Source organism: Paenibacillus sp. FSL F4-0243 (assembly GCF_037963295.1).
Taxonomy (GTDB): Bacteria; Bacillota; Bacilli; order Paenibacillales; family Paenibacillaceae; genus Paenibacillus_AQ.
In genome coordinates, this window is sequence record NZ_CP150151.1 from 2,493,747 (window position 1) to 2,516,400 (window position 22,654).

Consider the following 22,654-nt stretch of genomic DNA (forward strand, 5'->3'; position numbering starts at 1 on the left):
ACAGCAGAATAATAGAGGAGTTTTGAAGTGAAAAAGTGGTACAAACTTGATAACGCAGCAAAACTATTTCCATCCGTTACAAACACAAAAAACACTTCCGTTTATCGGATCTCAGCTGTTCTGACAAATCCTGTAGATGTGGATGCGTTACAGCAAGCCGCCGATACGGTATTCGACAGATTTCCGATGTTCACTGTGAAGCTTCGCAGGGGTGTGTTTTGGAATTATTTAGAGTCTAGCACGGATAAAATTGTGATCGCTGAGGATCAGCAGTATCCTTGTCGCAACATTGATCCAACTACAAACAATGGATATTTATTTAAGGTTTTATACTACAAAAATAGAGTCTCTGTTGAAGTGTTCCATGCGCTTACGGATGGTAATGGGGCTGTCGAGTTTTTAAAATCACTGCTGTACTATTATCTAATGTATATGGGACATGAAATTGACACTGAGGACCGGATTTTACTCGCTGATTCAGGAGTGGATATCCATGATATGGAGGATGCTTTTCGCAGATACTACAAGGATTGTTATGTTGAATCGGTTAGAAACAGCCGAGCGTACCACATTAAAGGTACCGCTTTCGAACAGTTCGGAAATAACGTGGTACACGGGGTCATAAGTGCCTCCCAATTAAATGCCCTCGCTAAGCAAAAAGGAAGTACGATCACTGCTTATTTATCCGCATTATTGAGTTATTCTATTTATCAAACAAGAATCAAATATAGCAAAAGTAACGCTCCCGTGGTTATCGCAGTGCCTGTCAATTTGCGCAAAGCATTCCCTTCACGTACTCTTCGTAACTTCTTTGGCGTAGTTAATCTTGGTGCGCGGATTACGGAAGATACCACACTGGATGAATTAATTTTTAGAATGAATGAGATGCTGAAGTATAAAACGGGGAAAGAAAATTTGCAAAATATCATTTACAATAATGTGGCGCTTGAACGGAACAAAGCTACGTTGTTTGTCCCGTTATTTTTGAAGAACTGGTTCGTGAATTTAGGGTTTCATATGCTTGGGGAAAGTAAAAGAACACTGACCTTGTCCAATATCGGCAATATTATGTTGCCACAGCAAATGTACAAGCACGTAGAGCTAATCGAGGCATTAGTCTATCCATCCAATAAAAGCCCTATGAACTGTGGGATCAGCTCAGTCAATGATAAGCTGGTGATCACGTTTACCAGAAATATAGTGGAATCCGATATATTGCAATATTTCTTTTCGACCTTAGCGGGTGAGGCTGGACTTGAAGTTAAAATCTACTCAAACGATTGGGGGATTAGCGAATGACCAAATGTATTCGTTGCAACGTGACGGTTGATAATCAACATTATCGTTGTCCACTATGCTCCAAGCCAATTAAGATCAGGGGAGAGAGCACGACAGAATACCCGTCCTATAAAGAGATCTATCAGGAAACCAAACCATTTACGGTAGCTAAATTGTTCCTCTTTTTGACTATATCTGCGATCGTGCTTTCGATTACAATTAATGCGTTGACCTATCATATCAATCCGAGAATATGGTCAATTATCGTAAGTACAGGTCTTATCTATGCGTGGATCGTTGTTAAAGACACCATTTTATCTAATAAACATATTGGCAGGAAAATTTTATATCACTATGTCATGTTGTCCATTTTCCTTTTGGTGATCGATATATTCGTTGGTTTTAGGGGATGGTCTACCAACTATGCAATCCCACTGTTTGGAGTGGCAGCTACGTTTATTATGACTGTGCTCGCAATTGTTCAAAAATCATTATGGCGTCATGATATAGGCTATATTTTAGCGATGTTCTTTATTAATTTATGTCCTATGCTTCTGTTTGTATTTAATTTGTCTCATGTCATTTGGACCAGTGTTTTCTCTATCGTATACTCACTCCTAACCATTATTGGGATGATAATTTTTTCTGACCGGAAATTTATAAGCGAAATCAGAAGAAGATTCCATTATTAATAATCGAGATAGATTTATTCCAGTCTATAATTAAATATTTAGGTTTATTATGCATATTAACCACGTCCTTTGGATGTGGTTTTTTTGTGGATTTAAGAAAGTGAAGGGTTCATACGACACCGAATTCCTATTTTTCTACAAGAAAGGTTGTCCTTTTTAATGGGATGTTTAAGGTATTTTTGCTAGTTTAAAATTAAAATAAAATTCTTGACACTTCCTAATGATAACCATTATCATAGGAGTGGTAGATGAAAATGAAAATCATTATCACTACTTGGAACGTATAATTATACATACTCGGAGGGATAGATTTTGAAGAAATTATTAGTACTTCTGGTTGTTGCAGCGCTTACTGCAATGACTGCATGTTCGTCCACCAATACAGCGGACAATCAAACCAAGAATGAAGCCGTAACGAATACAGCTGCTAATGAAACGAAAGAAGCAAATGCAGCGAATACAACAGAAGCAGCGAAAACAGCGGATGCTGGAAAGGAATACAGTCTGGAGAATGATGGTGTAGATGAAGCATTGTTCAATGAAGTATTAAGCCAGTTTCCAGCCACAGTTCCACAGCGAATTGTAACTACATCTGTACCATTAACAGAAATGCTCTATTTGCTTGGAATCACACCAGTTGGGGTGCCAACCTCCACCAATCCAATCCCTGCTGATTTTGAATCGATAGAAAAAATTGGTTCGCCAATGGCACCGGATCTTGAAGTAGTAACAAAGCTTGAGCCAGACTTGCTGCTGGGAGCAGAATCGCTTCGAAGCACGCTGGATAAGACACTGGAAGGCATGGATTTGCAAAAAGCATATCTACGCACAGAATCCTTCGAGGATTTAAAGCTTAGCCTTAAAGTATTAGGTACTTATTTTAATAAAAAAGATGAGATGAATGCGGCTTTGAGTAAGATATTGGATAAAGAAAATGAGCTAAGTAAATTAGCCGAAGGAAAAGAACTGCCGAGCGTGATGCTCGTTATTGGAACCTCTGATTCCTTCATGGTTATGAGTGAGAAATCTTATCTAGGTAGTTTGGTGAAAAAGCTTGGTGCTGATAATATTGCTACTTCTGTACTTAAAGTTACAGATACTTACTCACCTATTAATATGGAGAACGTCGTAGCCGCTGATCCTGACGTCATTCTCGTATTGGCTTCAGGTGACCACGGAGCGACAAAGGACAAATTTAAAAAAGAAATAGAGAAAAATGAAACTTGGACGAAGCTCTCTGCTTATAAAAACGACAAAATTCAGATTTTAGATTACAGTGTGTTCGGGGTAACCTCGATCATTAATGCAGAAACAGCCCTAACTGAAATCGCAAAATACTTTTATGAATAATTAAAGGAGACAGCAAGTGATAAATACATCTCGTAGCAGAATAGTTGTTATTGTAACGGTTCTATTAGCGCTCGTTGCCGCGATTATTGCCATCGGATTAGGCTCTGTTTTCATTCCGGTATCAGACATACTAAGCACGATCTTTGGTTCATCGTCTAAGGCGGTGAATGCCACCATCATATGGGATATTCGATTGCCACGTGTGTTACTGGCGATGATCATCGGAGCGAATATAGCGATCTCGGGCGCACTGCTGCAAGCTGTGATGGGTAACCCACTTGCTGATCCTGGATTGACGGGTGTAACTAGCGGCGCGGCTGCATGTGTTCTTGTTATAATGCTTGCTGCACCACAGTATACTGAGTTCATTCCGATTGCCGCTTTTGTTGGAGGGCTAATTGCTGCTGGTATTGTATATGCATTAGCTTGGAGACGAACCGGTATTTCACCGATTACTATTATTTTATCTGGTGTTGCTGTGAATGCGCTTTGCGGAGGACTCATTGGACTATTAACAATCATGTACAGCGATAGACTCCCTGCAGCGGTTCAATGGCTTAACGGCAGTCTTGCGGCAAAAGGGAATAATGCGTTGATGATGGTCTTCCCATATGCGATTGCAGGTTGGATCCTATCGTTCTTTGCCATTCGTAAGGCAAATATCATTCGTCTGGGTGATCAGGTGGCTTCGAATCTGGGTGAAAATGTGAACCGAATTCGTATCCTGCTCTCCTTGCTGGCAGTATTTCTAGCGGCTATTTCTGTAGCAGCCATTGGAATGATCGGATTTGTCGGTCTAGTTGTACCTCATATGGCGAGATTGCTCGTGGGTTCAGATTACAAATATCTTTTGCCGATGAGTATGGCTCTTGGTGCATTGGTTCTGTTAATTGCGGATACAGGTGGACGTACCCTGTTTGCACCCCTAGATATCCCTGCGGGTATCCTTATGGCTGTGATTGGCGGACCATATTTTCTATACCTGATGAGAAAGAAGGCGTTCTAACATGTTTACTGTCGATTCCATTTCGATTCGGTATGAGCAGAAAAGCGTGATTAACAACTTCTCTTTTTCCGTAAAAAAGGGTGAGATCGTCTCCATCATAGGACCGAACGGCTCCGGCAAATCCACTTTGCTCAAAGCGGTATCACGGCTAATTCCTTATCATACGGGTACGGTCATACTCGATGGTATGGATCTGAAGACCATGAGCGCCAAACAAGTCGCACGAAAAATGTGCATGCTGAGCCAGAAGAATCAAGCACCGAGTGATATGACTGTGATCGATCTGGTCTCGTATGGCAGATATCCACACAAAAAGTGGTTTGAAAGATTGAATCAAGAGGATATGGACATTGTTCATTGGGCCCTTGAAAAGACACATTTGATGGAGTATAAGGACCGAGCCGTAGCTTCATTGTCAGGTGGTGAATCACAGCGTGCCTGGATTGCAATGGCTTTAGCGCAGCGTCCACTCATCATGTTGCTTGACGAACCAACCACGTACTTGGATATTTCGCATCAGCATGAAGTGCTTGAGCTTGTTCGCGAGTTAAATCAAGACATGGGCATGACCGTAGTAATGGTGCTGCATGATCTCAATCAAGCTTCTACGTATAGCGATAGTATCGTTGTAGTGCAGGCGGGTGAGAAGGCGATGTATGGCACACCGAATGAAGTCATGACAACTGATATGATAAGGGATATATACCGGATGGACGCGGAAGTCCAGTATGTGCCCACAGAGAAGAAACCTCGTATTCATTTGTTGAGTACTGTTCGATAGATTCATAGTGTGACACAACCTATTCATGGAGGGATTTTAAATGAAGAAGCCTGTAGATGTGGAGAAAAATAAAGAAAACTACTTGCAATTTATTAATAAACGTAAGAACCTGATTTTGAGTTTGATCGATGATGAAGGTAAGCCCTTTATTAGTTATGCGCCTTTCGTAAAGAAAGACGGCAAGCTGTATATCTATATTAGTAAGATCGCAGAGCACTATGGCTATATGGAAAATAATGATTTTGTGGACGCCTTTCTAATTGCGGATGAGTCTGAAACAAACAATAAATTTGCAACTGAGCGTGTGCGCTGGAGTTGTACCTCAAGCAATATCGGCAATGATGGATATGAGGATATTTTTGAATTGTTCAATGCTGACCATGGTGAGGCCATGCTGAAATTGCTGCGCGGACTGGATTTTTCACTGTTCGAACTAACTCCGCTGAAGGGGCGTTATGTTGTAGGTTTTGGGTTGGCGTTCGATATTGATGTAGATGCAAATGTATTTAATCACGTTGTTATTGATAAGAAGAAAGACGAAGAAGCAGCTGTACAGGGGAGCAAATAGCCGATGACTATTACTTCAGTACTGCCCATCTGGCAAGCGGTTCAAGAGCGATTTCATAAAATGGTGAAGGCATTGCCGGAAGAAGATTTAAATCTTAAATTAGGGAATTCATCCATCGGAGGATTGATTTCTCATAATGCCGAGGTAGAATTTATGTTTGCAGAGTGGTTCTTTGGTAGACCTAAACCTCAAGCCGATGACGCAGCATATACTACACTAAGTGAACTGGTGGATCTGCTGTCTGCTTCCAACGAGAATCTGATTGCAGCGATGCGGGAGCTTCCGGAAGATGCTTGGCATGTAAGCGTAGAGTCGTCTTTTGGCACATCTACTCCGCTTGAAGCGGTAGGAAGACTTATGTATCACACAGGCATTCATGCCGGACAGATTTCTCTAATACAGAAAAATGCGATTCGAAGTGAAGTGTTGTAGGTAGAAGAGTAGAGTAGTCAATGGGAAACGGCAGAAATGCCGTTTTTTTGTGTGTAGATAAGGAGTTTTATATTGATCCCGATTAATTATTGGCTCTATTTTGATACCCTCTGTATTATCTGGATTTTGGTATAATATAGGGAATTCCAAGGGGGCGTATATCATGACGGAATACTTGCGAGGCCAAATGGCCAAGATGGCAAATGTGAATATGGAAACACTGAGGTATTATGAGGAACTGGGTCTAATTAGTACACCTATACGATCGGAAGCCGGCTACCGTCTTTATTCTGAAGAAGCGCTAAGTCGACTTACGTTTATACATAATGCTAAGCAATGTGGATTCACCCTAAAGGAAATTAAAAAGGCATTGTTAAAATCGGAAAGCAGTGGCATTAGCATAGATGATTTTGTGAAAGTTGTAGATAAAAAAATGGATCGAGTCCGCAATGAAATTGCAAAGCAGGAGATAAAGCTTGCTTCTCTCGCAGACTTGAGAACAAATTTATTAGCCAAGGATAAACATCCTGGAGTACAGTCAACGCTAGAAATCCTGAAAATGGAATCTTAACTTGACCTTGTAGTCACCTACAGGCTTTACACTTTGAGTTGAAAAGACCTGTAGGAGGGATTATCGATATGGAAAAGACGAGTATAGAACAGCTTGCAGCGATCAAAGATTACCTGAAACAAAACAATCGGTTTGAAAGTAAGTCTGTAGAGCATATCCGGCAAGAAATGGTTGAGGCGGCTGCGAATATGCCCAGTCATACGGATGTTACAGTCGAGCGGGTCAGGGTTGGGCCATTAAGCGGAGAGTGGATCATTCCTGTGGAAGCAGCTCCACCTGATGATAAAGTGATTCTTTATTTTCATGGTGGTGGTTTTGTTTCAGGAACCTGTGAGTTTTATCGGGATCTAGCAGCACGAATTGCAAAGGCGAGTGGCATGAAAGTGCTAATTATTGAGTATCGCCTTGCACCCGAGTATATCTATCCCGCCGCTAATGAAGATTGTATAGGGGCTTACCGGTGGTTGCTTGCGAACGGATATTCTGCCAGTGATATCGTGTTTGGAGGAGACTCTGTTGGAGCCAGCCTTGCGCTGATGACACTGATTAGTTTGAGAGATGAGGGGAGCGAGTTACCAGCAGGTGCTTTTTTAATCTCGCCGCATACAGATCTTGTTCATTTGGATGGTGAATCGTATCATAGTCGTGCGGAGCTTGATCCGACAGGTAGCTTGGAAGGGAATAAACGGATACTTGAATCATATGTAGGTACTCGAACCGAGTGGGCTTCAATATTATCGCCGTTAAGAATGAGTTTGCAGGGATTGCCTGATTTACTTGTTCAAGTAGGCGACCATGAGGTGCTATTAAGCGATTCAACGAGGTTGGCTGAACGGGCGAGAGGAGCGGGTGTTCATGTGGAACTGGAAATATGGGATAATATGTGGAGTGTTTTTCATTTCTTAGCGTACATGCTCCCAGAAGCAGAGCAGGCGATTACGAAGATTGGTAAGTTTGTTAGGGCGAAGTTGGACGAGTGAGTAAGTAGATGAAAGAAATGAACCTTCTTGAGAAATCAAGGAGGTTTTTTGTTGTTGGGGTATGGTAAGTACTCAGCCGCTGATGAGAATTGGATACTGAAATGTGGATCTTAGTTTGATAAGTTTGTGCACGTATATACTGATAATGATTTTACAAATGACAAAGTAAGATTATTGTCAGTTCGTTTTTGAATATTATATGCTATGATAAGAACCATCAGAAATAGAGCGAGGGGAAATACCAATGTCGAATGATCTTCCATTATCTAAAGAAAACATTTTGGATGCGGCTGAACAAGTACTCCGGCGTTTTGGCCCGGATAAGACTTCAGTTGTTGATGTAGCGAGGGTACTGAAAGTTAGTCATGGTACGCTATATAGACATTTTTCCAGTAAAGCAGCTTTGCGCGAATCGGTAACCGAAAGATGGTTGCATCAAAATATTTTAGCCCCATTGAAGGACGTTACTGAGCAATTTGATGGGAATGCCAAAGAGCAGCTACGTCTGTGGTTAGATACTCTAATTCGCAGTAAACGGAGCTATGCTGTAGATGATTCCGAAATGTTTGCTATGTACGCCTCTGTAACTTTAGAAGCCGTAGATATGATTACCCAACACGTAGATCAATTAATTGGGCAACTCGCACGCATTCTTGAAAAAGGTATACAAACCGGGGAGTTTAAAACATTGGAATCAGAGGTTACGGCAAGAGCTATTTTTAATGCAACATCACGATTTCATCATCCTGCTCATGCGAAAGAGTGGCAGTCGGGTTCGATTGATCAGGAGTTTGCCTCTGTTTGGGATTTGATGCTTTCCGGAATTTCGTCATAAATTGTTATAGCATATTTCATAATAGAAAAATGATGGACTAAACCTTTTGATGAAGATCGGAAGGTTTTTTTGCGTCTGGAGAACAATTATATTGAATGACAAAAAATAATAATTGTCACTTGTTATTTGCGAGTGTTCGATTTATAATCAGACCAACAAGAAAGGTAAACGAATAGGAGGAATAAAAGATGGATCAGAATTTGGATGGAAAAGTTGCATTAGTGACTGGAGCTTCAAGAGGTATGGGACGGGAAATTGCGGAGAACTTGGCGTTACATGGTGCGAAGGTTGTTGTTAATTATGCAAGCAGTTCAAGCAAGGCAGAGGAAGTTGTGAACGAAATTAAGCAAAAGGGTGGAGAAGCTATCGCTATCCGAGCGGATATCAGCCAAGTGGCAGAGCTAGAACAATTATTCCAAGCCACATTGGAAGCTTATGGACAAATCGATATTCTCGTTAACAACGCAGGCATTATGATCACAAAGCCGATTGCGAGTATGACGGAAGAAGACTTCGACAAACAGTTCGCTATCAATGTGAAGGGTACCTTTTTTGCTTGCCAGCAAGCGGCAAAACATATGAGTGAGAACGGACGGATCATTAATTTCTCGACATCGGTTACAGGCCAGATGTTCCCAACCTACAGCGTTTATGCGGGAACAAAGGGAGCAGTGGAACAATTCACTCGTCAGCTAGCTAAAGAATTTGGACGAAAGGGAATCACCATTAATGCGGTTTCGCCAGGTCCTGTTAATACGGAGCTTTTCACAGTTGGGAAGTCAGCTGAAGAGATTACGAATGTTGGGAGTATGAATTCTTTTGGACGCTTAGGTGAGCCTGAGGATATCTCGAGTGTAGTACTGTTTCTAGCCAGTAAGGAATCACAGTGGGTTACGGGCCAGACGATTCGTGTGAACGGCGGATTTATTTGAGAGGTTAGAAAATTTTATTTATGTGTAAAATGGCTTATCGGATGGGTGTTTACACTTGGAGAACCAAACCTATCTCATCCCTTTACATACAAAGAGTAATGTCTTATAAATCGAATCGTTAAAGACGTAGCAAATAATCAATGTATAATCATCGGTCATGTCTGCGAATTTGGAAAAGAGACCGCTGTGTTTTTCTGCAGCGGTGTCGAACAAACTAAGAATAGTGTTGATACCATTGGCATATTCAATCTAGCACAAAAGAAAATCAAATGGAACTTCCGCCTCGACACTAAGTACTGTGGCGGTTATTGTGTTGAGTAAATATAAGAGTAAAAGTAATTTTGTTTAGGACAGGATTACACATGTTAGAGACCATTTAATATATCATGAAGATAAAGCAAGAATGAAACTTCAGCCCTCTTGAAAAATAACATAAGGAGGACGTGCTTGAAGGTGATGAAATTCGAATACTCACAACTAAAGTCTAAAGTCGCTGGCAGCGTCTCAATAGGCTCTTTGTGCTGTGCAAAATCAATCAAATGGAGTGAGAAGCGACGAGACCATTGGTTCTCATCGCTGTAAGCATAATCACGAATGGTTCATGATGGCTTTAAATCCATCACTGTGAACAATATAAACAGTCAACGTCTCTTTTCTAATATTGTACCTAATGATATTCTGGCTTTTAATTTGTAATTTTCAACTTCTATTATAAGAATTCGATAGCCGAAATTTAATAAAGACTGTCGTTCTTATTATGTGCCTGTCTCTGAGGGGGAAGTATAAGATTGTTTGCTGAATTAAAGTGGTTGAAAAAATGCTGATCCAATATAACTTGAAAAAGAGAATTCTAATGACCGATCTTTGTATTCACATCATTACTATACTCTTTGAAAAGTATGTTCGCAAAGAGTGCTCGTATGAACTTCTATCACATCCTTCTTATACAATCGACCCAAAGGAAGTATGTCCTTGTTTGTCATTACTACTTTACTGGAGGTGAATTTTTGAATATGCTTCAGGTTAACAATGGCAGATTTATGTATCTGATAGAAATTCATATCGAGTCTTTCTGAGAGCTGAGTCAATGTTATCGCAGAATATAATACCTGATCCAGGGTGGTTATTTTAACATGTAGTTTATCTACTTTGACCAATGATATAATTTCAAATGTTTGTAGAATTACCTCTCCATCCGTTGTTTTTAGCTTAATGTGAGGGTAGATGGCGGTATTTATATATACGAATGCTCTTTGCAATAATACTTGGAACGTTTCGTAAACCAAGGGTTTTAACTGATAATAAAATGGTTGTACATTAAAACTATCGATCATATATTCCGGAGAATCAGCTAGAAAAATGATCTGGACGTTATAGTCTGGTTCAGCGCGAATTTTGAGTATAGTGTCTATCCCGCTGATGCCGGACATTTCGATATCTATAAGGATTAAGTGGAAGGTATATCGACCGGGAAGACTATAATAATATAATAATTCCTCTCCCGACGGAAAATATTGTACATAAAAGATAGATGAAGAATTTTTTGAAAATTCTGAAAAAAATTTCTTGAACTGCTGAAGCGTTTTTTCGTCATCATCGCATACTGCTATATGCAACAACAAAATCAACTCCTTTAATATGAGAAATAATCCAATTAGTGGTCATTATACCAGAATGATTATCTTAAATGCAATTTACTAGTTTAAACAAAAAACTGATTGATAACGGTTTCATGTCTGATAATTCATCCAAAAAATGTAAATTAAATCAAAAACACGCTGTTCATATCTTTGAAATGGAATTATATCCAATTGCTTCCATTTTATTAGTTTATATGTTATATTGATTTTGGAAGAGGCAATATTGCTAGAATACTTTGTGAAAAAAATCCCATGAATCTTTGATTTAAAAGTAAATTACCAGTATTGAGTACGAAATTCCTAGTACTATGGACTACAGCCGTAACTGAGAAACTAGAAGTCTTTTCACAGCTATCTGTATTTATTTTGAACATGACATGATTTGGAAAATGAAATGGTAGTAGAGAGATTAGAAATATATAGATTGATTCTAAGAAAGAGGTGGGAAAATGAGTACATTAAAGTGTCATGAGGAAATCGAGCGTTTGTTTGGAATAAAACATTATAGTGGGATTCATCGTTTGGGTAAGCTCTTCTCAACGGGGCAGAATATCTACTATTATGACACCGGAACGGGAAAGGTGCTGCAGTTGGATGATGATGCCTTAAAGATCATGCAGTCCCTCTTTGAATTACCTGATGTTAATAATGTCAATGAATTGATGAGAGTACAAGGGATATCGATCTCAGCGATCAATGATTTTTGCCAAACGGTAGTCGATGAACATCTGTTTCGAGCATTTAAGCCCGACCGTTTGTATACTCCTGGCCATAACGAGCTTTTAGAGGAGCGGGTTAACAATGAGTTATCTCAAGTGATTCTAGAATTAACCGGTCGTTGCAATTTGCGCTGTGGATATTGCATTTACAATGAAGACTGCGACTTGAACAGAGATTTTAACAATAGTGATATGAGCCTGGAAATTGCGAAGGCAAGTATTGATTATGCGGCAAAGCATTCTGGAGAGAAAATAGCCGTTACTTTTTATGGCGGAGAACCGCTACTGAAGTTTGATTTATTGAAATGGGCAGTCGAGTATTCATTGGAAACCCTAAAGGGAAAAAAAATAACCTTTTCATTGACTACGAATCTGACTTTGGTGACTAAAGAAATTGCGGATTACTTGGCATTCGTTCCAGGAATGGGGGTTGTTTGTAGTCTGGATGGGCCGGAATATGTACAGAATTCATATAGAAAATATGCTAATGGTGAAGGCAGCTACTCACGGGCTATTCGTGGCCTGAAGCTGATGAGTGATTCGTTTTCAAAAAGTGAAAATGCACTTTCCATTAACGCTGTATTTGCGCCCCCATATTCGCATGACAAGTTGAATGATATTAACTCTTTTTTTGCAGATTTGGATTTCTTGCCTCCCAACGTAGACATTAACATTGGTTATGTTGCGGAAGGTAGTCTTCCTAATGCAGAAATAAAACTGAAGAACAATCATAATGTTAATCCGCAGGTCATGGATCCTTTGTGGTCGTGGTTGGAAGAACGTGCTTTGATTCGTCCTGACATTAGGGGTGATATTAATGACATTTCTTCGTCTGGTATTGAAAGCTCGTTAATCAGCATAGAAAAGCGTTATCTTACGGATTCCCCCGGTGAATTTTATCCGTTTAATGGCTGCTGTACTCCTGGTGCACGTAGACTTTATATCACTACTAATGGCGAACTATATGTTTGTGAACGAGTAGGCGCTTCTCCTTCCATAGGAAATATCGTGGAGGGCATTGATTTTGATCGTCTGAAAAAATATTATGTTGAAGACTATTCCGAAGGTTCGATAGAGCAATGCCAAGACTGTTGGGCGATTAGATTGTGCTCTGTGTGTTATGCCCATAACTATACAGAAGAAAAATTTGATTCTGTTGAAAAAAATAGAAAATGTAATTTGCGCAGAAGTGTCCATCTCAAGGATTTGGTCCTTTATCATACACTACGGGAAAATTCACCTGAAAAGTTAGAATTCTTGGAACATACTGAAATTTATTGATGATATTTTTCCTCATATTATGAGGATCAATATAAATGAATTAACAATAAAGGAGGTGAATAGATCATGTTAGTAATCAATCCCTTGTTTCGTAATCAAGATGATGCTGTGACAGCTGCACATAAGTGTAACTGTATATGTAATGTGGACACTCCTAATCAACATGATAATACTGGAGACAGAGCATGGTGGTGGGGTGTTCCGGATTGTGGCTGCGGATGCAACAGCAATATTACTGATAATAAAGAACGTAATACCTCTACAGCAAGTAATGGATCATAAATGAATTGAATTTTGAAAAAGGTGATCTAACTTTATGTTAGCTCACCTTTTAATTTAATATATTTATATTCTCTTATTAAGGAGATAGGAATAGGAATGAAACCTAAATTATCTTTATCTTTTCAACAAGAAAAAAAAATATATTTTGTTAACGATGAATGTGAAGAGACACTGGTAATAGTGTGTATTAAAGCTGGATGTGGTCAGGAGCCATCGGGTAAAAATGGCATAGCTCATCTAGTTGAACATATATGTCTTTCATACCGTAAGTATATTCCTTCATCATGCAATAGTTCCCTTATTTTTAATGAGATTCGTTCATCAGGATTTACTAACTATGGTCAAACAGTCCTAATGTTCTCTTTTCCATCTCACATGGATAATATCAATATGTTCCACCAGATTTTAATGATAATTCTTAGTAATGCTATTATAACTAACAAGACTTTTGAGATATCAAAATTAGAGCTATTGGCTGAATGTAAACAGAAAGGATCTCAGTGGTACTGGCAACAGGAACTCATTTCTTTTATTACTAATAGCCAGATCAACGAGCTTCCGGTAGGTAAGGTTGATGAGATTGTGCAATTACAGATGAAGGATGCGGTCACATTTATTCAAAACAACTACACTAACGATAATTTAGCACTAATATATTTTACCGGACTTCAGGTGCCTGAAATTATATCAAATCTAAATCAAACAATACCATGTGTAGATACTGTAACTCCTAATTCATTAAATCATCATGAGTTAGGCATCAGTTACGGAGTAGAACAGCAAAAGTTTAACTTGTCAATTTGTAGACTGGAGCATCCTACTAATTTAAAAGTCGTAGATTTCTACTATCAACAAACCTATCAATCAGTGAATCTCAAAGAAAAATTGACAAGGATGTTATTTGAAATCATTACAAAGATAAGTATTGATGAATATGTGTCTGTCTCCCCTTATGCTAATAGATGCTCGGACGTTTCAGTAAAGGATAAGCATGTGTCAGCTTATTTTTATTATGCTGTATTTACACTAACCTTTATTTCCATAGATGACACAATATCTACTTTTGCAGAAGACGTTGCTTACTATTTGAAACGATTATTGATCACAGAAGAGAAACTGAAAGCATCGAAAGAAAGTATTTCTCCATTTTTGTGTGAACCAGAAAAGCCTAGCAGAGTTGAATTATTCCAAAATATATCCTCGCATTTTTTTTATGGTGAACCTATTCATATTACGTGTGAACATTACAATCAGTTAAAGGAATTGCTAGATAAAATAGAGGTAAGCGATTTAATGAGTTACAAGAACTGGATTTTGAATGCTCCTTGCAAAATAGTAATCTCTACCTAAAGGTGATGATGAGCTTGATTAAAAAAGCAAAACTATTGAAGCGAAATTTAATGGTTTTTTCAAAAACCATTGTTCTTCTTTGGAAGACAAGTCCAGCTACTTTTCTGTCAATTCTTTTTATAGATACACTTATCGGATTGACAGTTCCAGGGAAGTTATGGGCATGGAAAGAGTTCATAGATGCGGCGACTGAAATTTTGTCTGTTCCTTCTACCTCTTTCAAAAAGATGTTTTTATGGTTGGCCGTAAATTTTCTTCTTGTACTGCTAGGCTCCGTCTTGGGTAAAGTGTCAAATTTTGTGCAGAATTTATTTTCAGCGCGATTGAATAAAGCTATAACAGATAATATTTTGCATAAAACAATGGCTTTGGATATGAAAGATTTTGATGACTCCGACACTTACAATCAAATTCAAAAGTCTAGTGACCAGTCGTTGAATCGAAGTATAAGTATATTGCAAACAATTGTAAGTTTTATAAATAATATTACGACTCTTTTTGGTGTTATAGGAATTCTTGTGTTTTTAAAATCTTCCATCGTGTTACTATGTCTTATTTCAGCAGTCCCGATGTTTTATATCAGTATCAGAATTCTTAACAAATGGTTTGGTGTGTTCAACGAACGGTTTGAACAAAATCGATTTATCAAGCATTTGAAAACAATATTAATCACAAATAATTATGTCAAGGAACTAAAAATTTCCCGCTCAGATCAATATCTCACCAAGACTATTCTTGAAATATTGGAGAAATACATACATGAGGATACAAAAATTAGAAAGCGTTTTTTAATAGAGACATCCTTGGTTGATATCATAGATAATGCGATAATGTATATCATTAAGATTTTGGTAATTATTATTTGTGTGAACAGCAGGTTAACAATTGGATCTTTAACAATGTATGTAACCGCAGTAGATAATCTAAAAAATGCTGTATCTAATATTCTCTCGTTATTATCGATGGCTTATGAGAATTGTCTGTATATGCAGAGTATATTTCATTTGCTGGAGATCCCAGAAGAGTATCAGGATGGAAAAAGGGAATTCCCTTCTCCATTTGAGCGTATAGAATTTAGGCAAGTTTCCTTTAGGTATCCTGGTACGCATCATTATGTACTTAAGAATATCAATGTGGTGCTTGAAGCAGAACATTCCTACGCACTTGTGGGATTGAATGGATCCGGAAAAACAACGTTTATTAAGTTGCTACTGAATTTATACCAGCCAACTGAAGGAGAAATATTTGTAGATGGTATAAATATTAGTGAATTTAATCGTTCGAGCTTGTTTCTGAATGTCGCCGCGGTATTTCAGGACTTTATACAGTATCCTTTTGATATAAAAACTAATATCGGTTTGGGAAATTTGGAAGAGGTAAACAATCTGGACAAAATAATTGACGCGGCAAAAAACTCGGGAGCAGATGAATTTATTGCCCAACTTCCTGAGAAATATGAGACCAGACTAAAAAAGGAATGGTCCGGCAGTGTCGATTTATCGCTGGGACAATGGCAGAAGCTGGCCATTACGCGGGCGTTAATGAAGCCCTCCGCTATACTAATTCTGGATGAGCCAACTGCATCATTGGATGTGATCTCAGAACATGAAATTTTCATGCGTTTTCAGGAAATGAAATTCAGTAGATTATGCATAATGGTAACTCATCGATTTGTTAATACCAGAGATGTGAATAACATCATTGTTCTTCAGTCGGGAGAGATAAGAGAATTAGGCACGCACGCCGAACTGATCCAGAAAAAAGGAGTGTATGCGAGTCTGTACAGGATGCAAGCAGATTCGTACGAAAAGGAAGCGTCTGAAGAATTTCACGAAAAAGTCACAATGTAACTTCATTTTTTTTCTGTATAAATCAGTTAAACATAATAGAGAGGAGGGACGTAGTGGATGAAGTGGAGTGGATCCGGCGAATACATGAGGGGGAGACGCAGTACTTAACACCGCTGATCGAAAGGTATTACCCCGGAATCCAGAAGTATTGCTACTACAGGGTTCGAAGTGAGGAAGAATCGAAGGATCTGACCCAAGAAACTTTCTATCGATTTTGCAGATATATTGACAGATATAAGAATGCAGGAAAATGCCTCGCATACTTATACACAATCGCTCGTCACCTGTGCAATGATTATCTGCAAAAACGGTATCCGTTGTGCTGTGTGCATGTGGAGGAAGCAGAAAAACCGTTTTCACAGCCAAACGGCTCCATTGAAGAACAAGTAGAAGGAGAGCATCTGGTTCATGAGCTGCTTCTACTTCTCCCTGAAGAGCAGCGGGAAATGGTTTTTATGCGGTTTTGTCTGGATATGACCTTCCGCGACATAGCTCGTGTTACGGGAGTAAATGTATGCATGGTTCAATATCGAGTGAAGCGTGGGCTAATTGTTTTAAGAAGCTATTTGGAGAGGAGTGAATTCGTTGAAGAAGAAGCAGCGACAGTCCATAGTAACTACACTAAGAAACTACCCTTCGTTTCCCGTTGATCGGGGGCGGTTAGAGGAGACCATTCATGAGGCAGCTATAGAACTGCGCCAAGCACAGGCTACACAGAGAACCTCATTTACAGAGTTCTATAAGGCTCAACTTCGCTTCATCAGTTGGAAGGTATGGGCATTACAGCTGTTAATTGTTGCTGGAATGGGGTTACTTCTGCATAACTTCAATAATCATCCTCACGGAAATATCCAAATTGTCATGCTAGCATCTATTTCAGCTCCATTACTGGTGATCACGGGGCTACAGACACTGACTCGATCTTTAACCTTTCATATGCTGGAGATTGAATTAAGTACTCGGCATGTACTAGAGAAACTGACGCTGGTGCGTATGAGTTTGCTTGGAATAGCGGATCTTATCGGCTTGACCTTGCTGGCCGTTCTATTGAATGTTTGGATACAGACGGGGATTTTGAGCCTCCTACTGTATCTGCTGGTGCCCTTCAATATTGCTTGTCTTGGTTCCCTTTGGTTATTGAACCGGATTCGTACATCAAATTGTGGATATTATTGTCTCCTTTACTGTGCTCTGTTGGTAATTGTGCAGATTATATTTACATTTAATTATTCCTTCTCACTGTTTTTATCATCAGTAACTGGATTATGGCAGGTATTACTGGTGCTTTCTACGGTTGGAATTGTTTACGAGACTCGAGGGGTATGCAGGACATGCAGAAGCCTGGAAACGGCCTCAAGAATACAATTTTAAGATTGTGTGAGACAAGTCAAAACAATAGAGAATAAAAGGAGGAAGTCTGGAATGCTCGAACTGACTTTAAATCAGGTGAGTAAGCATTTTTCCGCCAAAAAGGCGGTAAACGGAATCTCAATCCGACTTACCAATGGTGTCTACGGTTTACTGGGGGCAAACGGCGCTGGAAAAACAACATTGCTTCGGATGATCTGCGGTATCCTAAACCCTACTTCGGGAACGATACAGATGAACAATGAGGAAATTGGTCGTATGGGGGAACGCTATCGCGATTTGCTTGGTTATCTACCTCAGGACTTCGGATATTATCCTGATTTCAGTGCAGAGGAATTTCTGTGGTACATAGGTTCGCTAAAAGGATTGACGCTGGCGGCATCAAAAGGGAAAGCTCGAGAACTACTCGGCACTGTGGCTCTGGATGATGTGGCTCGGAAAAAAATCCGTACTTTTTCCGGAGGGATGAAACAGCGGCTGGGTATCGCACAGGCACTACTTAATGATCCCCGCTTGTTGGTACTGGACGAGCCGACTGCTGGACTTGATCCTAAAGAACGGGTCCGCTTCCGCAACCTTATCGCCGATTTGGGTAGGGACAAGATTGTTATTCTTTCGACACATATTGTATCCGATGTGGAATATATTGCTGATCAGATTCTTGTAATGAAGAAAGGTAGTTTGCTGACAGCTGGCACGGTGGATCAGCTGACGGCAACGATGAAGAGCTTCGTATGGTCATGTCGTATCCCAGTCCGGGAGGCTGAGGAATGGAATGCCCGTTATTGTGTAAGCAATTTGCGGCATGAAGGGGATCAGGTGGAACTGAGAATTGTGTCCGCAGAGAAACCTATTGAGCAGGCGACATCGGTCGTGCCAACGCTGGAGGACTTCTATTTATACCATTTTCAGGAGGAAGAAGATATTACGGCTATTGAAAAATAGGGGGCATGACTTATGGATATATTGACCCGTTTCGAGCTGCGAAAGATCATGCGCCGAAAATCATTTTATGCAGGAATTGTAATCTTGATAGTGGCGGCGTTATTCTTATCCATTATATTAGTCGCAAATATACAAACCACAGGAAAAGATGGTAAGTTCTTGAATGGAGTGGCAGCTATCCAATTAGAAAGAGAGTACAATCGGCAGCTTGCCGGTCCGTTGACCATAGAAAAGATGGAAGCAGCGGTTAAAAGACATCAAAAATTACTTCGTGACCCTGAGAACCTTGATGAAAAAGGTGAGATGACCGTCGAAGCAAATGCCAAATATGACGTTAAGGATAATCAAATTCAATTTTTGATTACAGATGCATTTTCTCCTGCAAGCGGATATGATTTTTACCTTATAAACAAAATAAATCCTGAAGACGTTAAGGAATTTTACCAGAAACGGATGGAAAAAGTCCAAGGATTTTTAAAAAGTAATGACTCAGGTAGCAATTACACAGTCAAAGAGAAAGCTTTTTTCACCAAAATGAATGAGGAAATTCCGGTGCCTTTTCAAATGAACTATGTTACTGGTTGGAAAAATGTATTTGAGAATTTGCCGAGTCTCTTACTAATTATTGCATTTGTCATTGCGGTCTGTCTCGCTCCCGTATTTGCAGGGGAATATCAGAAAGGAACAGACTCCATTGTGTTATCTACTCGTTATGGTCGCAGCAAAGCCATCGCTGCCAAATTGAAAGCAAGCTTTATCATATCTGTAGGACTTATTGTGTTAGCAATTGGGGTTTATACATTCTTAATTCTAGGGGTATTTGGATTCGATGGAGCGAATGCCAGCGTGCAGATGATTAAATTTTTGGCTCCTGTTCCCTACACGGTGATGCAAACCTATATGTGGGCGGTACTTATCGGTAGCCTTGCTTGTCTATTGGTGGGAGCGCTGACACTTTGGCTCTCCAGTCGGATGGGCAACTCATTTTCCGTTATTATAGCCGTTGGAATTCTTCTTGTAGGTACCCAGTTTATTCCTGAAAATAAAAATAGTCGTCTATTTAATCATCTTATAGAATTGCTGCCAGGTAGTATGTTTGACAGCTTTAGTAAAATAACAGGTTATGAAGTATTCCAACTTGGGTGGCAGTTGATTCCTGAGTATAAGATAATGGTTGGATTCTCGGTAATAACTATAACACTATTGCTGCCTTTAAGTTATCGGGCATTCAAAAAGCATCAGGTTATATAGGAGGCATAAATCATGGACACGCTGACGCGGTTTGAACTGCGGAAAATAATAAGGAGCAAGTTGTTTTACGTCGTAATTGCGATTGTAATAGCAGTAGTCCTACTTTTAGCTAACATGAGGGTCACAGGGGCATACATAACGGGTAAGGATGGTGAGGAATTAAAAGGATTGGCTGCAATTTCCCTCCAAAGAGAATACGGACGTCAGCTTGCCGGTCCCTTAACGACGGAAAAATTGGAAAATTCGATTGAACGACACAAAAAGGCTCATCTCGATCCGAACAATATTGATGATAAAGGGAATTTAAAGAATGAAGCTTATGCTAAATATGAAGTCCCGGATGAACAGATCAATACTTTAATTCGTTACGCATTTTCTCCTTTGAGCAATTATGATTATTCTGTAATGGATAGATTGCAACCAGATGATGCTAAAATGTTTTATGAGAAACGGATTGAAAAAGTTAACGGTTATTTAAATTACGATTATTCTTATGGTAATTATTCAGTCAAGGAGAAAGCATTCTTTAATACAATGAACGAGCAGCTTCGTGTTCCATTTCAGATGGACTATGTTACTGGATGGGAAAAAGTATTCCAAAATCTTCAAAACCTCTTTTTAATTATATCTTTGGCCATTGGAATATGCCTCGCTCCCATGTTCGCCGACGAATATCAGCGGGGTACGGATGCGATCATTTTGTCTTCTCGTTATGGTCGCAATAAGGTCATCACCGCCAAATTAAAGGCTGGCTTTATTCTATCTATAGCACTACTATTGTTAGCGCTCGTGGCATACACGCTTTTGCTGCTCGGAATATTTGGATTTGAGGGTGCGAAAGCAAATGTGCAGATGATTGACCTTTTGGCTCCCGTTTCCTTCACAGTCTTCCAAGCGTATCTGTGGGCGATCCTCATCGGTAGTCTAGCCTGCCTGATGGTGGGAGCATTGACTCTGTGGCTGTCCAGCCTTATGAGTAGTCCCTTTTCTGTTATCATTGTCATAGGAATATTGGTTATTGGTCCACTGTTCATTCCTGCCAGCAAGAGCAGCCGACTGTTTAATCATCTGATAGATTTGCTGCCAGGTAATATGTTTGGCGGTTTTAAAAAAATAACCTCATATGAATTGTTTAATCTGTTTGGTGTATTAATTCCAGAATATAAGGTCATGGCAGGCTTCGCTCTTGTTGTTATAGTGCTACTACTGCCTCTTACTTATAGGGCATTTAAGAAACATCAAGTGGCCTGAATTTGAGAATATTTTGAAATGGTTTACTATTTATACTCATAGATGATTTTTCGCGATAGATCTTTTTTTATAGCCAGTCTGAAGCAACACTCCTTAGAATAAAAGAATATACAAAAAGAGGAGTGAAACCATGACGCAGATCATATGTTCACCGACTAAATATATTCAGGGGCATGGCGAGATTCGTAAGCTGGGAGATTATTGTTTGCAGCTAGGATCGAACAGAGCTTTTGCGATTGTAGATCCTTATATTTTTTCCATGTACAAGGAGGATATCTTACACAGCTTTGAAGTGAACGATATTCACCTTATAATGCGCGAATTCAAGGGTGAGTGCAGCCTTAATCAGGTGGATGAGATAGTGTTAGAACTTGGCCTGAAGGACGCTGAGGTTATCTTAGGAATCGGTGGCGGCAAGACCTTAGATACGGCAAAAGCAGTAAGCCACATGGCGGGTCTCCCGGTAGTTATTGTACCCACAGTGGCCTCGACGGATGCACCTTGCAGCGCTTTATCAGTGTTGTATACGGACGAAGGTGACTTCGACTATTACCTTCCATTAAAAAGAAATCCTGATATGGTGATTGCAGATATAGATATCATCGCTAAAGCCCCTGCAAGATTGCTGGCGGCTGGAATGGGTGATGCTTTGTCCACCTATTACGAAGCAAGAGCTTGCCGTCAATCAGGAGCGGTTACTCATGCAGGCGGGACTAGCACAATCGCAGCGTTCTCTTTAGCACGTGCTTGTCTGGACACACTTCTTGCTGAAGGTGAATCCGCACTCCTGGATGTTAAACAGGGGATCATCTCTTCTGCAGTGGAACATATTGTTGAAGCTAATATTTACTTGAGCGGCGTTGGGTTTGAGAGCGGTGGGCTTGCTGCAGCCCATGCTATTCATAACGGACTGACCCTGCATGAGGAATGCAGGAATGTGTTACATGGTGAGAAGGTTGCCTTTGCTACGATCGTGCAGTTGGTCTTGGAGAAGGCTTCAGAAGATGAGATCGCTCAGGTCATTGCTTTCTGCAAAAAAGTCAGCCTTCCCGTTACACTTAAGGAGCTTGGGATCACCAGTAGCGATATGGATAAATTAATGGTGGTTGCAGAAGCTAGCTGCTCCCAGGATAGCCCAATGAAGAATATGCCATTTGAAGTTCAATCTGTGGATGTGCTGGAAGCAATCCTTGCCACAGACAAGCGCGGGTATTAGCAACAGCTCTATTGTAAATTATTGCGAACCCTCCCCGTACATATTTAACCTTCTTGAACCAAACAATGAGAACAAT

At 39.8% G+C, this 22,654-nt stretch carries 22 protein-coding genes; 21 read left to right on the forward strand and 1 reads right to left on the reverse strand.

What is annotated here, in order from left to right; translation table 11 throughout:
- The first annotated feature begins 27 nt into the window (after nucleotides 1-27).
- The 11 genes from NSS87_RS10900 (at nucleotide 28) to NSS87_RS10950 (ending at nucleotide 9,425) form a co-directional block, all read left to right on the forward strand.
- The gene (locus NSS87_RS10900; RefSeq protein WP_076283126.1) at nucleotides 28-1,299 is read left to right on the forward strand and encodes an alcohol acetyltransferase; all 1,272 of its coding nucleotides are present in this window, start codon (nucleotides 28-30) and stop codon (nucleotides 1,297-1,299) included.
- Complete coding sequence (locus tag NSS87_RS10905) at nucleotides 1,296-1,970, forward strand: DUF6320 domain-containing protein (RefSeq protein ID WP_076298519.1); 675 nt, start codon at nucleotides 1,296-1,298, stop codon at nucleotides 1,968-1,970. Before NSS87_RS10900 ends, NSS87_RS10905 begins: the two co-directional genes overlap by 4 nt.
- A gap of 312 nt (nucleotides 1,971-2,282) precedes the next feature.
- Nucleotides 2,283-3,320, forward strand: a complete 1,038-nt coding sequence (locus NSS87_RS10910; RefSeq protein WP_339246984.1) for an ABC transporter substrate-binding protein — start codon at nucleotides 2,283-2,285, stop codon at nucleotides 3,318-3,320.
- Between the two features lie 16 nt (nucleotides 3,321-3,336).
- A complete protein-coding gene (locus NSS87_RS10915; RefSeq protein WP_052404239.1) occupies nucleotides 3,337-4,326 on the forward strand; it encodes an iron ABC transporter permease in 990 nt (329 codons plus the stop codon).
- A gap of 1 nt (nucleotide 4,327) precedes the next feature.
- Nucleotides 4,328-5,107, forward strand: a complete 780-nt coding sequence (locus NSS87_RS10920) for an ABC transporter ATP-binding protein (RefSeq protein ID WP_339246988.1) — start codon at nucleotides 4,328-4,330, stop codon at nucleotides 5,105-5,107.
- 40 nt (nucleotides 5,108-5,147) lie between these two features.
- Nucleotides 5,148-5,675 carry a pyridoxamine 5'-phosphate oxidase family protein gene (locus NSS87_RS10925; protein WP_149643990.1) on the forward strand — a complete coding sequence of 176 codons (528 nt, stop codon included), beginning with the start codon at nucleotides 5,148-5,150 and terminating at the stop codon, nucleotides 5,673-5,675.
- Between the two features lie 3 nt (nucleotides 5,676-5,678).
- Nucleotides 5,679-6,107, forward strand: coding sequence for a DinB family protein (locus NSS87_RS10930; RefSeq protein ID WP_042186929.1), 429 nt, complete (start codon nucleotides 5,679-5,681; stop codon nucleotides 6,105-6,107).
- 163 nt (nucleotides 6,108-6,270) lie between these two features.
- Nucleotides 6,271-6,678, forward strand: a complete 408-nt coding sequence (locus NSS87_RS10935) for a MerR family transcriptional regulator (protein ID WP_339246994.1) — start codon at nucleotides 6,271-6,273, stop codon at nucleotides 6,676-6,678.
- Nucleotides 6,679-6,746: 68 nt separating this feature from the next.
- Nucleotides 6,747-7,658, forward strand: coding sequence for an alpha/beta hydrolase (locus tag NSS87_RS10940; protein ID WP_052404240.1), 912 nt, complete (start codon nucleotides 6,747-6,749; stop codon nucleotides 7,656-7,658).
- 244 nt (nucleotides 7,659-7,902) lie between these two features.
- A complete protein-coding gene (locus NSS87_RS10945; protein ID WP_339246997.1) occupies nucleotides 7,903-8,493 on the forward strand; it encodes a TetR family transcriptional regulator in 591 nt (196 codons plus the stop codon).
- Between the two features lie 188 nt (nucleotides 8,494-8,681).
- Nucleotides 8,682-9,425 (forward strand): SDR family oxidoreductase, encoded by a 744-nt coding sequence (locus tag NSS87_RS10950; protein ID WP_042186935.1) that lies wholly within the window; start codon nucleotides 8,682-8,684, stop codon nucleotides 9,423-9,425.
- An 881-nt stretch (nucleotides 9,426-10,306) separates the two neighbouring features.
- On the opposite strand, the gene NSS87_RS10955 is transcribed toward NSS87_RS10950, so the two are convergent.
- Complete coding sequence (locus NSS87_RS10955; protein WP_283911279.1) at nucleotides 10,307-11,044, reverse strand: LytTR family DNA-binding domain-containing protein; 738 nt, start codon at nucleotides 11,042-11,044, stop codon at nucleotides 10,307-10,309.
- 470 nt (nucleotides 11,045-11,514) lie between these two features.
- On the opposite strand from NSS87_RS10955, the gene NSS87_RS10960 reads away from it, so the two are divergent.
- The 10 genes from NSS87_RS10960 (at nucleotide 11,515) to NSS87_RS11005 (ending at nucleotide 22,578) form a co-directional block, all read left to right on the forward strand.
- On the forward strand, nucleotides 11,515-13,065 hold the full coding sequence (locus NSS87_RS10960) for a radical SAM protein (RefSeq protein ID WP_339247000.1): 1,551 nt from the start codon (nucleotides 11,515-11,517) through the stop codon (nucleotides 13,063-13,065).
- A 66-nt stretch (nucleotides 13,066-13,131) separates the two neighbouring features.
- Nucleotides 13,132-13,347 (forward strand): hypothetical protein, encoded by a 216-nt coding sequence (locus NSS87_RS10965; RefSeq protein ID WP_283911281.1) that lies wholly within the window; start codon nucleotides 13,132-13,134, stop codon nucleotides 13,345-13,347.
- Between the two features lie 96 nt (nucleotides 13,348-13,443).
- On the forward strand, nucleotides 13,444-14,697 hold the full coding sequence (locus NSS87_RS10970) for an insulinase family protein (protein WP_339247003.1): 1,254 nt from the start codon (nucleotides 13,444-13,446) through the stop codon (nucleotides 14,695-14,697).
- Nucleotides 14,698-14,711: 14 nt separating this feature from the next.
- Nucleotides 14,712-16,547, forward strand: a complete 1,836-nt coding sequence (locus NSS87_RS10975; RefSeq protein ID WP_339247006.1) for an ABC transporter ATP-binding protein — start codon at nucleotides 14,712-14,714, stop codon at nucleotides 16,545-16,547.
- A gap of 53 nt (nucleotides 16,548-16,600) precedes the next feature.
- Nucleotides 16,601-17,197: a sigma-70 family RNA polymerase sigma factor gene (locus NSS87_RS10980; RefSeq protein ID WP_283911284.1), complete on the forward strand. Its 597-nt coding sequence runs from the start codon at nucleotides 16,601-16,603 to the stop codon at nucleotides 17,195-17,197.
- Nucleotides 17,133-17,918: a hypothetical protein gene (locus NSS87_RS10985; RefSeq protein WP_339247009.1), complete on the forward strand. Its 786-nt coding sequence runs from the start codon at nucleotides 17,133-17,135 to the stop codon at nucleotides 17,916-17,918. The genes NSS87_RS10980 and NSS87_RS10985 overlap by 65 nt, the downstream gene beginning before the upstream one ends.
- A gap of 51 nt (nucleotides 17,919-17,969) precedes the next feature.
- Nucleotides 17,970-18,860, forward strand: coding sequence for an ABC transporter ATP-binding protein (locus tag NSS87_RS10990; protein ID WP_339247011.1), 891 nt, complete (start codon nucleotides 17,970-17,972; stop codon nucleotides 18,858-18,860).
- A gap of 12 nt (nucleotides 18,861-18,872) precedes the next feature.
- A complete protein-coding gene (locus tag NSS87_RS10995; protein ID WP_339247014.1) occupies nucleotides 18,873-20,111 on the forward strand; it encodes an ABC transporter permease subunit in 1,239 nt (412 codons plus the stop codon).
- Nucleotides 20,112-20,123: 12 nt separating this feature from the next.
- On the forward strand, nucleotides 20,124-21,362 hold the full coding sequence (locus NSS87_RS11000) for an ABC transporter permease subunit (protein WP_339247017.1): 1,239 nt from the start codon (nucleotides 20,124-20,126) through the stop codon (nucleotides 21,360-21,362).
- Nucleotides 21,363-21,492: 130 nt separating this feature from the next.
- Complete coding sequence (locus tag NSS87_RS11005; protein ID WP_339247020.1) at nucleotides 21,493-22,578, forward strand: glycerol dehydrogenase; 1,086 nt, start codon at nucleotides 21,493-21,495, stop codon at nucleotides 22,576-22,578.
- Nucleotides 22,579-22,654: the final 76 nt, after the last annotated feature.

Bases quoted from the DNA above. Each gene is read 5' to 3' on its own strand.
- NSS87_RS10905 (WP_076298519.1), top strand. From the start codon at position 1,296: ATGACCAAATGTATTCGTTGCAACGTGACGGTTGATAATCAACATTAT.
- NSS87_RS10920 (WP_339246988.1), top strand. From the start codon at position 4,328: ATGTTTACTGTCGATTCCATTTCGATTCGGTATGAGCAGAAAAGCGTG.
- NSS87_RS10925 (WP_149643990.1), top strand. From the start codon at position 5,148: ATGAAGAAGCCTGTAGATGTGGAGAAAAATAAAGAAAACTACTTGCAA.
- NSS87_RS10930 (WP_042186929.1), top strand. From the start codon at position 5,679: ATGACTATTACTTCAGTACTGCCCATCTGGCAAGCGGTTCAAGAGCGA.
- NSS87_RS10935 (WP_339246994.1), top strand. From the start codon at position 6,271: ATGACGGAATACTTGCGAGGCCAAATGGCCAAGATGGCAAATGTGAAT.
- NSS87_RS10940 (WP_052404240.1), top strand. From the start codon at position 6,747: ATGGAAAAGACGAGTATAGAACAGCTTGCAGCGATCAAAGATTACCTG.
- NSS87_RS10945 (WP_339246997.1), top strand. From the start codon at position 7,903: ATGTCGAATGATCTTCCATTATCTAAAGAAAACATTTTGGATGCGGCT.
- NSS87_RS10950 (WP_042186935.1), top strand. From the start codon at position 8,682: ATGGATCAGAATTTGGATGGAAAAGTTGCATTAGTGACTGGAGCTTCA.
- NSS87_RS10960 (WP_339247000.1), top strand. From the start codon at position 11,515: ATGAGTACATTAAAGTGTCATGAGGAAATCGAGCGTTTGTTTGGAATA.
- NSS87_RS10965 (WP_283911281.1), top strand. From the start codon at position 13,132: ATGTTAGTAATCAATCCCTTGTTTCGTAATCAAGATGATGCTGTGACA.
- NSS87_RS10970 (WP_339247003.1), top strand. From the start codon at position 13,444: ATGAAACCTAAATTATCTTTATCTTTTCAACAAGAAAAAAAAATATAT.
- NSS87_RS10990 (WP_339247011.1), top strand. From the start codon at position 17,970: ATGCTCGAACTGACTTTAAATCAGGTGAGTAAGCATTTTTCCGCCAAA.
- NSS87_RS10995 (WP_339247014.1), top strand. From the start codon at position 18,873: ATGGATATATTGACCCGTTTCGAGCTGCGAAAGATCATGCGCCGAAAA.
- NSS87_RS11000 (WP_339247017.1), top strand. From the start codon at position 20,124: ATGGACACGCTGACGCGGTTTGAACTGCGGAAAATAATAAGGAGCAAG.
- NSS87_RS11005 (WP_339247020.1), top strand. From the start codon at position 21,493: ATGACGCAGATCATATGTTCACCGACTAAATATATTCAGGGGCATGGC.